Below are 11953 nucleotides of genomic sequence, written 5' to 3'. Positions count from 1 at the left end.
AATATAAATATAAGATGTTACTACTTTCCTAAGAAGGGTGGCTGATAAAAAGACGTACGAAAGGAAACATTTTTTAGAATAAAATATCGGAATAATCTATCAATTAAAAGGGGATGGAATAGTGAATATTTTACTATGTTGTTCAGCCGGAATGTCTACAAGTTTATTAGTTTCAAAGATGGAGCAAAGTGCCAGAAACCAAGGGATAGACTGCAAGATTTGGGCAATAGCAGCCTCAGAAGTGAACAACGAGATAGAGAAAGCTGATGTTATTTTGTTAGGTCCTCAAGTACGATTTCTATTACCACAAGTAAAAAAGGCCGGCGACCAAAGAGGAATTCCAGTTGCAACAATTAATCCACAGGACTATGGATTATGTAATGGTGAAAAAGTGTTAGAACATGCCACAGCTTTAATAAAGGGGGAATAAAGAGATGATGGGATTTATTGAAAAATATATTATGCCTTTTGCATTAAAGCTTGGTAATCAAAGACATTTGCTTGCTATCAGGGATACGTTAATTGGAATGATTGCTATTACCATTGTAGGTTCATTTGCTGTACTTTTTAATAATCTCGGTCAAATTATTCCCCCTTATGGAAAAATGATGGAAGCGATATTCGGAGCTAACTGGTCGACTTTGGGCGGGGACATATGGTTTGGAACATTTGCTTTTCTTTCTGTATTTGCAGTCTTTGGGATTTCCTATAAATTAGCTAGATCCTATGGGGATGAAGGGTTTGAAGCAATGCTTATTTCTGCTGCATGTTTCTTTTTACTTTTGCCCCAAACAGCAAGTGTCACGTTACCAATAGATGAAGCCGCTACTGAAACAGTTGCAGGTGGAGTCTGGGGGCTAGTATCTGTCAATTACTTCAATGCCACTGCCCTTTTTACTGCTATTATCGTAGCGATAATCGCTACAGAAATTTTCTTGCGCTTATCGAAAATCAAGGCTTTAATCATTAAAATGCCAGATGGAGTACCGCCGGCTGTTTCAAAATCCTTTGCTAAATTAGTACCAGGTATGGGAACTATTTTTCTAGTTGGCGTGTTTGGCGTTATCTTCAGAATGATAACAGATGGAAAAGTTCTAAATGATTGGTTAAATACGGTTATTGTCTCTCCATTAACAAATGCAGTTGATTCCCTTCCATTTGCAGTATTAATTGTTTTATTAGTGCATTTATTCTGGATGGTTGGACTTCATGGTCCAAACATATTAGGTGGGATTACGACACCATTATTTGAAAAAACAGGAGCAGAAAACATTGATTTAGCTCAATCAGGAATTCAAGCATTAGGAGAATATCATATTTTAGCTGGATCCTTCCTAGATGCATTTGTTTACTTGGGCGGATCAGGTGCTACTTTAGGATTAATTATTGCGATGATAATTGCAGGGAGAAAACGGTATAAACAAATGATTGGTCTTGGCGGGGCGCCTGGGGTATTCCAAATTAATGAACCAATCCTTTTTGGTTTGCCAATCGTCTTAAACCCTATTTGGTTTATTCCATTTGTAATTGGGCCAGTTATTACAACTGTCATTTCTTATCTTGCTGTGCAGTATGGCATCGTTCCACCGGTAACGGCTAAGATTCCATGGGTTACACCACCGATAATTGGCGGGTACTTAGCGACGGGGGGAAGCTTTTGGGGAGCTGGTTTGGCAGCATTAAATTTACTGATATCAACAGTTGTTTATTTACCATTTGTTTATGCACAAGTAAAAATTGATTCCAAAAATAAAACAGAGCTTACGAAAGATTCGGATTCAGTTAGTCTCTAAAGGAAAGAAGGGTGCAAACATGAATAAGGAAGAATTATACCAACTCTCCTTTCAGCTGATATTACATAGTGGAAATGCGAGAAGCTTTGCGATGGAAGCAATTCAAGACGCGAAAAAAAAGGATTTTGCTGAAGCCAAAAAGAAGATAACAGAGTCGGAAACAGAACTATCGGAGGCTCATAAAATCCAGACCAAATTACTCCATCTTGAAGCCGGCGGAGATCAATTTATGATTCCGATTATTCTTATTCATGCACAGGATCACTTAATGAATGCAATGACATTGAAGGATCTTGCGGTTGAAATAATTGATTTACGGCAGGAGTGTATGCAACAGACAACGAGAAAGGGGTCGGTAGAATGAGTCGCGGTTTAAAAATTGTAACTATTGGAGGTGGCTCAAGCTATACACCGGAACTAATAGAAGGCTTTATTAAATATCATAACGAGTTACCAGTTAAAGAAATTTGGCTGGTAGATATTGAGGAAGGAAAGGAAAAGTTAGAAATTGTTGGGGAGCTTGCGCGTAGAATGGTAAAGAAAGCGGGAGTTTCTATTGATATTCTTCTTACGCTGGATCGAAAAAAGGCTCTGGAGGGAGCGGATTTTGTTACAACACAATTACGAGTCGGTCAGCTCGCTGCAAGAGCACTTGATGAAAAAATTCCTTTGAAGTATGGAGTCATCGGACAGGAAACAAATGGACCTGGGGGGTTATTTAAAGCTTTTCGAACTATTCCGGTTATTTTAGAAATAGCGAAAGAAATGGAGGAGCTTTGTCCGAATGCCTGGCTCATAAATTTTACAAATCCAGCTGGAATGGTAACAGAAGCAGTTCTTCGCCACAGTCGTATCACAAAAGTTGCTGGCTTGTGTAATGTGCCAATCGGGATGGAACGGGGGGTTGCTGATTTACTAGCAGTTGATCCTGCCAGAGTAAGAATTGATTTTGCAGGGTTAAATCATATGGTTTACGGCCTAGACGTTTATATAGATGGTAAAAGTGTAAAGGAACAGGTCATTAAGTTAATCACAGATCCGGAAAAGGCTATTACGATGCAAAATATTCACGCGATGGGCTGGGAACCCTCGTTTTTAAGAGGATTGAATTTATTTCCTTGCCCTTATCACAACTATTATTATAAAACAGGAGATGTGCTCGCCCAGGAATTAAAGGAAGCAGAAAAGGGGAAAACACGAGCAGAGGTTGTACAGAAGTTAGAAGAGGGGTTGTTTGAATTATATAAAGACCCAGAATTAGCGATTAAACCCCCTCAGTTAGAAAAGCGCGGAGGAGCTTACTATAGTGACGCTGCTGTACGTTTAATTTGCTCCATTTATACAGATAAATGTGATATTCAAGCGGTGAATACTGCTAATCATGGTGCCATTACAGGAATTCCATATGAATCAGCGGTAGAAGTAAGCTGTATAATTACCAAGGATGGTCCCAAGCCAATAGCAGTTGGAGAACTTCCAGTAGCAGTTCAAGGATTAGTAACCCAAATCAAGTCCTTTGAAAGGGTAGCGATAGAAGCAGCTATTTCCGGTAACTATGATAAAGCATTGCTTGCTATGACCATTAATCCCCTTGTCCCAAGCGATCGAATTGCTAAACTGATCCTAGATGAGATGCTTGAAGCACATAAGGAATATTTACCACAGTTTTTCACGGAAAAGGAAAGTATTCGTATGTAAAAGCGGAGTTATGCTGAATGAAACACATGACTAGCTTTAAAGGAGACGAATCCATGACAAAAATAATCATTAATGCAGATGATTTTGGTTTTAGCCGAGGAGTCAATTATGGAATTGTTGATTCCCATCTTAAGGGAATTGTTACTTCCACAACCATGATGATGAATGCAAAAGCGACAAAGCATGCCATCACTTTAGCAAAGGATACACCTTCTTTAAAGGTTGGCGTCCATCTTGTATTAACATGGGGAAGGCCACTTTTACATGATGTTCCAACACTTGTAGATGAAGCAGGTAATTTTAAAAAGCAGACATTGGTATATGGTGATCCAGAATCTATAAGCTTAGATGATTTAGAAAGAGAATGGACAGCACAAATTGAAAAATACCTTGCTGCCAATCTTACTCCTTCTCATTTAGATAGTCATCATCATGTGCACGGAATAAAAGAATTCTATCCAGTGATAAAAAGGTTATCAGATAAGTATGAGATACCTGTGAGAAATGCAGGTTCTCATTTTACGGATATTCAAATATTAACCGATATTTTTTTTGATGATTTCTATGGTGATGGAATTACAGAGAATTATTTTGAAAAATTAGGAGAGCGTGTGGAACTTGGAAAAAGCATTGAAGTAATGACACATCCCGCTTATATAGATGAGACATTAATACAAGAATCATCTTATAATATGCAAAGGATAAAAGAAACAAAGATATTAATGGAAACAAGCCTAATAAACGGCTAATTTAATCCTGCATGACAGACCTTTCAAAGGAGTAAATTCTTTTGAGAGGTTTTTTGTTGGGGGAAAGATAAAAGGGAAACAACCTCTAATGCTTTTTACTAGAGAGAACAAGCAAATGAGAAGTGACACTGTTTTGGCCGAAAGAATATAATCTTCTAAAGATTCTTATTGTTGAAAGCGTTATAAACGAGATAAAATAAAGATATAACAAGATTGAACGATTTTAGTAAGCGTTTTGGAGAGGAGTAGATGGATGACAGCTGAGCCGCGAAACCCGTTTAGAAGGGATATGTATGATTCCCTTGAAAGTTTTGTAGATCATGTTAGTGAATTATTAGGATGTCCGATTACGTTGGAGGATCCTCATCATCGTGTGCTAGTATACAGCAGTCATGACGAAGAAACGGATATGGTCAGAATCTCTACCATAATTAGCCGCAGGGTTCCGGAGAGAGTAATCAATCGTTTATGGAAGGATGGAGTGATTCCGCAGCTTCTTCAAAGTAAAAAGCCAATTCGAATTAAAGAGAAAAAGGAAATCGGCCTTGGAAATCGGGTGGCAGTTTCCATTTGGAGAGGGGAGGAGGTAATCGGATATATTTGGGCCATTGAAATGGGTACCCCTCTAACAGAGGAAAAGATGGGGTTTTTAGAGAACGCGGCGTCAGTAGCGCGTCATTTATTGTCACGCTTTGCTGCAAGTAAAACTCCTACTTTACAGGACAATCAAGAATTTTTTTGGAGAATGTTAACTGGGTATGTGAAAGAGACAGATATAGACGAAAAATTAAAGGAAATGGGAATGCCTGCAGCAGCTTGCTTCACGGTGATGATTTTTCCGTTTTCTAAAATGATTACAAAGGAAATAGAAAAGCATATCCTCTATCTATTGAAGGTATCCCAAGATGTAAAAATTTCTTTCTCTACTATTGAAGATAACGAATTAATTATTTTGGCAACTCCCCTTGAGGATAACGGGGATTCTATTGCTTGTTATAAAAAATTTATTAGTAGTTTTCAACAAAACCTAGAAGAAAGATTTTCTATTAAAGAAGTAAGGGGGTCCTTTGGAGGAATTTACAAACAGTATCGAGATATACCAAAGAGTTTCAGAGAAGCGAGGACTGTTTTAGAGGTACGTGAGAAATTCCCTCAGGAAGCAGGGGCATTCGTTCACTACCAAGAGTTAGGTATCTATCAGTTTTTAGATATCCTCTTAGAAAAACGAAGACAAGATGGATCGGAAAATGTTGCCATTCGAAATCTAAAAAAATATGATTCAACCCATCATACAGAATTATTAGCAACCTTAGAAGCTTACTTAGATGAAAGTGAAAATATTCAAAAGACAGCTGCACGTTTGCACATCCATCCTAATACGCTTACTTATCGTTTAAAGCGGATGGTAGAAATCATGGAAGTGGATTTGTCGGTGCCTAGTCAAAAATTTATGATCTACTTAGATTTAAAATTAATGCATTGGCAGAAAGAATAGAAATAGGATTAGAAACCTTTCCTCTTTTCCCTTTGTGTTTTTTCACAAATGAGCGATTTTTGTTTCATTAATTTTAACAAAGATAATTTTCTGAATTCGTCCTATTATAATATTAAGACAACTAACAATTAGTGTTAGTTTTTATAACAAGGGGGAATTCTCATGATTATTGGTATTCCAAAGGAAATTAAAAACAATGAAAATAGGGTCGCAATTACTCCTTCCGGTGTGTCTTATTTAAAGAATAGCGGCCACGAAATTTTAGTAGAACAAAATGCAGGAATCGGCAGTGGCTTTACAGATGAAGAATATGCGGCGGCGGGTGCGCAGATAATTGACTCAGCTGCTCAAGTATGGAATACAGCAGAAATGATTATAAAAGTAAAAGAACCGCTCGCTTCAGAATACCAATATTTCCGCAAAGGACTTATTTTATTTACGTACTTACATTTAGCGGCAGAACAGGAACTAGCAAAGGCGTTAACGGAGAATGGCGTGACTGGAATCGCTTATGAAACAATTGAAGTAAATGGTAAATTACCATTATTGACACCAATGAGTGAGGTTGCAGGAAGAATGGCTGTTCAAATTGGTGCTCAGTTCTTAGAAAAGCCTCATGGAGGAAAGGGAATCTTATTAGCAGGTGTCCCTGGTGTCAAAAAAGGGAATGTAACCATCATTGGCGGTGGAGTTGTGGGAATGAATGCAGCGAAAATCGCCATTGGCTTAGGGGCGAATGTAACGTTGTTAGACTTAAATCCAGAAAGATTAAGAGAGTTAGATAATCAATTTGGTGCAAGCCTAAGTACTGTTATTTCTAACCCAGCAAACATTGAAGAAGCTGTAGTGAATGCAGATTTGGTGATTGGTGCTGTATTAATTCCAGGTGCAAAGGCACCGAAGCTAGTAACAGAAGCGATGGTGAAGAAGATGGCTCCAGGTTCTGTTATTGTGGATGTGGCAATTGATCAAGGTGGGATTTTTGAAACAGTAGATCATATCACTACCCATGATAATCCTACCTATGTGAAGCATGGAGTTGTGCATTATGCTGTAGCAAATATGCCTGGTGCTGTTCCGAGAACATCTACGATTGCCTTAACAAATGTAACAATGCCATATGCACTTCAAATTGCTAATCTAGGCGCAGTAACAGCAATTGAAACGAATTACGCTATTAAACAAGGTGTAAATACTTTTGCTGGACAAATCACCTCTGCTCCAGTAGCGAAAGATCTTGGTTATGAATATAAATCAGTTCAAGAACTTATTAACAATTTATCAACAACCACTGTTTAATAATTCTATAAGAATAGCCACAACCGTTCCCTCTGAATAAATCAAAGGCGAGCGGTTTTTTTATTTGTTTTTCCTAAGAGTTATAGCAAATTTGGCCTGCTCTCATTAGAAAAAACATGTAATCAGCCAGTCTGTTGTCATATTGGAGAAAAAAATTTCCAAAAAAGTTTATTTAATTGAAACTTTTCCTAAAAAAAATCGTATTAGTATACGGAAAGTGAAGGAATACATCTTGTGGGTAGAGGGAACTACTTTAGAGCAATTATATAGAAGGGAGAAAAAAATGAGCTTAAATGCATTAGAAGTCACAAATCTCACTAAGAGAATTAAAGGCAGGAACATTGTTGATAATGTTAGTTTTTCTGTGGAAAAAGGGGAGATATTTGGGTTATTAGGTCCAAACGGAGCGGGGAAAACAACGATTATCCGCATGATTGTTAATCTAATAAATAGAACGAATGGAAAAGTGGTCATAGATAGCTATAACGTGGATGAGAATTTTTCAGAAGCGATGAGCAGTTTAGGTGCGATCGTAGAAAATCCTGAGTTCTATAAATATATGAGTGGATATAAGAATTTAAAGCATTATGCAAGAATGGCTAAAGAGCCAATTTCGGAAGAACGCTTTAATGAAGTAATTAAACTAGTAGGATTAGAAAATGCCATTCATCAAAAAGTGAAGACCTATTCACTTGGTATGAGACAGCGCCTTGGGGTTGCGCAGGCGTTATTACATAAACCAGCTCTTCTTATTCTAGATGAACCTACAAATGGTTTAGACCCCCAAGGGATTCGCGAATTTCGTGATTATTTGCATTTATTGGCGAGCGAAGGGATTTCTGTTTTAGTATCTTCTCACCTTTTATCGGAAATGCAATTAATGTGTCATCGATTTGCGATTATTGAAAAGGGAAAATTAATTCATATCTCCAATATGGATGAAACGGTTTCGGAAGAAGAAGTAAGTGTAAGGGAAGTAACGTTTGAATTAGACTCGCCGGAAAAAGCGGTTGAACTCCTTCGTAATAGTGAATATGAAGTCGAAGAAAGCTCCGTAAAAGGCAGCGAGTTGATGGCGAAGCTGCCTAAAGATTCAATTCCTCTTGTTAATAAGCTGTTTGTCGAGAACAATGTTGCCGTATACGGCATTTATGTTGTAAAAGCTACATTAGAGGATCGCTTCTTAGAAATAACCAATCAGAAGAGAGAGGAGGAAACAAAATGATTGGATTAGTACAAAATGAACTTATAAAGATTTGGGAAAAGAAAAACAGCTGGATATTTCCGATCATTCTCCTATTTGCCCTTATTGGCGGAAGTTTCTTGGAAACGAAGATAACTCCCCAATATAAAGGAGATGACTGGCGTGCGAAAGTGCAAGCGGAAATAACCGAGCTGGAACAGAAGCTGCCTACAGCTAAGACAGAGGATAGTTTAATAGAAAGTGGAAAAGATTTTGATTGGGATGATACGAAAGAATCGATTGAAATGAAAATCCAAGATTATCAAAATAATTTAAAGCAGGATGTCAGTCCATATTCAACTACTTGGTCCAATATGAATGGAATGGTTATTGGCATGAAGTCTCTAGTAACTTTATTTGTGGTAATTATATGCGCGGGCAGCGTTTCCTCGGAATTCTCTGATGGAACCATTAAGCAATTGCTGATTCGACCGTATAAACGTTGGGCAATCCTTTTATCTAAATATATTGCTTTATTGATATATACTGCCATTTTAGTTGCATTTTTAATGCTTGTTGGCTATTTAGTAAGTATTGTTTTCTTTGGAGTAGGAAATTTTGAAGATAAAGTGCTTGTTTTTGGGACAGTTGACCAAATTGTAGCAAGTGGTGGACCGTTCTTTTTGAAAAGCATCCTATATTATTTACCGGGATTATTGTTTGTATTAACTTTATCCTTTATGCTATCGACATTATTTAAAAATCAGGCAATTGCAGTGGGTGCTGGGGTATTTATATTGTTTGTATCCTCAACAATTGGCCAAATTATTCAATCATTAGCTGAAAAGTATGCATGGCTAAAACTGTTAGTGTTCCCACATTTAGACCAAACGATTTTCTTGTTTGAAGATAAAATAATCGAAACAGTAACCATGCCGATGTCTTTAGGTATCTTATTTGTTTACTATGCAATAATCATGATCATCACTTTTTGGTTTTTCAAAAAGAAGGATGTTAGTATTTAATGAATCATCACCATCTGTTAGTTCCCCATTTTAATGGGGAACTAACAGATGGTTTTTTATATCATAAAAAATAGACAATCACTTGCGATTGTAGGTAAATTCTTATAAAATGATGTTAGGTTTATTAACAATAAGGTGACATGATTTGTTTCTTTGGAAATAAATGAATGATAGAATCGCTGTTTATAAACATAAAGGGGAATCCATCAATCAATTTTGATTGGGAATTCCTCTATATAACAACATGAATTGTAAAGGTTATACAGTTTGTTTAGCTATTCTGAACAATTCGAAGAAGTTCATGGGCGTGTTCACCCGCAACTTCTGCTAAGTGTTCCCAAATCTCGTCTCTCAAAAGATCAAGTTCCACAATCTTTTTAGCTAAATCGACTGCTTCTTTGGTTATCATCTAAGAAGGCTCCTCTCCATTTACAAAAAATAATACCGAATACCTATTCTTTGGCTGAAAATTAAAAAATATCGTTTATACATTTAGCATTTTAACGGAAAATATAGAAAAAATCATTGAAAATGTAAGGAAATCTTACCTATTTTTTTAATTTTGTGTTAGGAAATATAACAAAAGGTATTTTTCTTTATCTGAAAAGTATTATAATTAAGATAAATGAGAATACTACTTTACTTCATGAGGTGAGATGTAATGGATCATGAACCATCCTATAAGAAAAGAAAGGTCATTACTATTGGTGTTGTAAGTGAACTAACTGGATTAACGGAAAGACAAATTCGATATTATGAACAGCGAAAATTAATTTTTCCGGAGAGACCAGAAAGAGGAAATAGAAAATATTCATTCTCTGATGTAGAAAGACTAATTGAGATTGCTAATAAACGAGAAGAAGGCGTTCGGACACATGAAATTAGACAAGAGATTATGAAAAAAAACAAGGAAGAAGAAGAGCGGAAAGTCAAAAAGCAAATGCTCCGTGGTCAAATCAATGCGAGATTTGGCATCCAGAACGATTAATAAAAAACACTATATGTTATTTTTTTAGTCCATTTGATGTCATAATGGACTTTTTATTTTGGAAAAAAATTTTTTCACTCTTCTGTTTTGTTAATAAAAATTCCTCTATTTTATTTTCCCTTCAATTATTGATAAAATAGCCATATTTCATATAAACTGTAATTTGTTGCTTATGATAAAAATAGCTTTTTAAAATGATCAATAAAGAATGCTAAAAGTACTGATGAGATGAAGCGTTTAATGGAGGATCTTAAAAGTACCTATACTGTTTTAGTTGGAGAGATAGTATGACATATATATCAGTGGAAAAAACATATGACATTATGGAGATCTGCATATTAGCAGGAAGTATTATGCTCCAAAATGGAGCGGAGACCCATCGAGTAGAAGATACAATGACAAGAATAGCAACTGCATATGGCGTGACCGATTCTGACTGCTTTGTAACCCCAACAGGCATTATTTTATCGTTAGAAGGGGTAGAACCGACAAAGACGAAATTAAATCGGATTATTGAGCGGACGACTAATTTAGAAAAGGTAGCTCGAGTAAATGATATTTCACGTAAAATAAGCACAGGAACAGTGAGTATGAAGAAAGCGTACCATTTATTGAAAGATGTGGAAGATGAAAAATGTACGTATTCTGATTCCTTTCAAGTCATCGCAGCTGCCATTGCAAGTGGCTGTTTTTTAATTATGTTTGATGGAGTTTGGGGCGATTTTATCCCTGCATTGCTAGCTGGTGGTTTAGGCTTTTTGTGTTCCTTGTATTTTCATAAGGCTTTGCAAATAAAGTTTTTTGCAGAGCTCTCGGCAGCATTTGTTATTGGACTAGTAGCTTTTTTCTCTGTTTCCATTGGTTTTGGTCAAGAGGTAGATAAGATTATTATCGGCTCTGTAATGCCGCTTGTACCAGGTTTGCTTATTACGAACGCGGTGCGGGATCTAATAGCAGGTCATTTAGTATCTGGTATTTCAAAAGGGGCAGAGGCCTTTTTAACAGCTACAGCAATTGGTTCAGGGATTGCCGTTGCATTTTTTGTTTTTTAAGGAGAGGAATAAGTAATGAATGAATTTTTAGCACAGGCAATAACTAGCTTTGTTGCAACGTTTGGCTTTGGAATTATTTTTCATATTCCTCGGAAATTATTAATTCAATGCGGATTTGTAGGAACAATTGGATGGATGGCATATTGGACAATTGTTCATTTTCATCAAAATGAAGTAATTGCGGCCTTGTCAGGCTCCTTTCTTGTCGCCGTCATAAGTCAAGTGTTCGCCCGAATATATAAATCACCAGTTATTATATTTAGTGTCGCAGGAATCATTCCTTTAGTTCCGGGGGGAACTGCTTATAATGCGATGCGTAATTTTGTCGAGAATAATTATTATGTAGCGGTAAGCTTAGCAGCAAAGGTCTGCTTAATTTCAGGATCTATTGCAATGGGTTTAATGTTTTCGGAAGTAATTAATCAATTAATATTTCGGGCAAACGCTCGGAAAAAGTCACTTGATAAAGGGTAAAGCCCCTTTATCAAGTTTTTTTTAAGCAATAAAGCAAAGTAATTCTATTGTTCTTTTCTAAAAGGGAGGCAGAATCCTTGTGAAACAACACGTTTCTCTTTTGGAACACGTTCCATTATGTGTGAAAAAGTCCTAATTCCCAGCATCCTATTTACTCGGGTCTAGTTAGACGTTAAGGTTGTAAGTGAAGAGACATT

The 11953-nt window shown here is 36.7% G+C and carries 13 protein-coding genes; 12 read left to right on the top strand and 1 reads right to left on the bottom strand.

Annotated elements, in window-relative coordinates:
• The first annotated feature begins 121 nt into the window (after window positions 1-121).
• From NSQ92_RS21175 to NSQ92_RS21135, 9 genes are all read left to right on the top strand, one after another.
• Window positions 122-430, top strand: a complete 309-nt coding sequence (locus tag NSQ92_RS21175; RefSeq protein ID WP_047940831.1) for a PTS sugar transporter subunit IIB — start codon at window positions 122-124, stop codon at window positions 428-430.
• 4 nt (window positions 431-434) lie between these two features.
• Window positions 435-1793, top strand: coding sequence for a PTS sugar transporter subunit IIC (locus NSQ92_RS21170; RefSeq protein ID WP_047940830.1), 1359 nt, complete (start codon window positions 435-437; stop codon window positions 1791-1793).
• A 19-nt stretch (window positions 1794-1812) separates the two neighbouring features.
• Window positions 1813-2157 (top strand): PTS lactose/cellobiose transporter subunit IIA, encoded by a 345-nt coding sequence (locus tag NSQ92_RS21165; RefSeq protein ID WP_341133401.1) that lies wholly within the window; start codon window positions 1813-1815, stop codon window positions 2155-2157.
• The gene (locus NSQ92_RS21160; RefSeq protein ID WP_047940828.1) at window positions 2154-3491 is read left to right on the top strand and encodes a 6-phospho-beta-glucosidase; all 1338 of its coding nucleotides are present in this window, start codon (window positions 2154-2156) and stop codon (window positions 3489-3491) included. The genes NSQ92_RS21165 and NSQ92_RS21160 overlap by 4 nt, the downstream gene beginning before the upstream one ends.
• A 53-nt stretch (window positions 3492-3544) precedes the next feature.
• Window positions 3545-4240 (top strand): chitin disaccharide deacetylase, encoded by a 696-nt coding sequence (chbG, locus tag NSQ92_RS21155; protein WP_341153304.1) that lies wholly within the window; start codon window positions 3545-3547, stop codon window positions 4238-4240.
• Between the two features lie 253 nt (window positions 4241-4493).
• On the top strand, window positions 4494-5735 hold the full coding sequence (locus NSQ92_RS21150) for a PucR family transcriptional regulator (RefSeq protein ID WP_095258254.1): 1242 nt from the start codon (window positions 4494-4496) through the stop codon (window positions 5733-5735).
• A gap of 162 nt (window positions 5736-5897) precedes the next feature.
• Window positions 5898-7034 (top strand): alanine dehydrogenase, encoded by a 1137-nt coding sequence (ald, locus tag NSQ92_RS21145; RefSeq protein WP_095258253.1) that lies wholly within the window; start codon window positions 5898-5900, stop codon window positions 7032-7034.
• A gap of 283 nt (window positions 7035-7317) precedes the next feature.
• Window positions 7318-8259 carry an ABC transporter ATP-binding protein gene (locus tag NSQ92_RS21140; protein ID WP_047941032.1) on the top strand — a complete coding sequence of 314 codons (942 nt, stop codon included), beginning with the start codon at window positions 7318-7320 and terminating at the stop codon, window positions 8257-8259.
• Window positions 8256-9242, top strand: coding sequence for an ABC transporter permease (locus NSQ92_RS21135; protein WP_047940824.1), 987 nt, complete (start codon window positions 8256-8258; stop codon window positions 9240-9242). Before NSQ92_RS21140 ends, NSQ92_RS21135 begins: the two co-directional genes overlap by 4 nt.
• A 271-nt stretch (window positions 9243-9513) precedes the next feature.
• Here NSQ92_RS21135 and NSQ92_RS21130 read toward each other — a convergent pair whose 3' ends face one another.
• Window positions 9514-9651, bottom strand: a complete 138-nt coding sequence (locus NSQ92_RS21130) for a hypothetical protein (RefSeq protein WP_162837571.1) — start codon at window positions 9649-9651, stop codon at window positions 9514-9516.
• A 252-nt stretch (window positions 9652-9903) separates the two neighbouring features.
• On the opposite strand from NSQ92_RS21130, the gene NSQ92_RS21125 reads away from it, so the two are divergent.
• The 3 genes from NSQ92_RS21125 (at window position 9904) to NSQ92_RS21115 (ending at window position 11756) form a co-directional block, all read left to right on the top strand.
• Entirely contained in the window at window positions 9904-10230 is a 327-nt protein-coding gene (locus NSQ92_RS21125; RefSeq protein ID WP_047940823.1) for a MerR family transcriptional regulator, read from the top strand.
• A 287-nt stretch (window positions 10231-10517) separates the two neighbouring features.
• Window positions 10518-11282 carry a threonine/serine exporter family protein gene (locus NSQ92_RS21120; protein WP_341153193.1) on the top strand — a complete coding sequence of 255 codons (765 nt, stop codon included), beginning with the start codon at window positions 10518-10520 and terminating at the stop codon, window positions 11280-11282.
• A gap of 15 nt (window positions 11283-11297) precedes the next feature.
• The gene (locus NSQ92_RS21115) at window positions 11298-11756 is read left to right on the top strand and encodes a threonine/serine exporter family protein (protein WP_047940821.1); all 459 of its coding nucleotides are present in this window, start codon (window positions 11298-11300) and stop codon (window positions 11754-11756) included.
• Window positions 11757-11953 lie beyond the last annotated feature (197 nt).

Source organism: Niallia sp. FSL M8-0099 (assembly GCF_038006945.1).
Classification (GTDB): domain Bacteria; phylum Bacillota; class Bacilli; order Bacillales; family Cytobacillaceae; genus Niallia; species Niallia circulans.
This window is presented reverse-complemented; position numbering and strand designations above follow the sequence as displayed.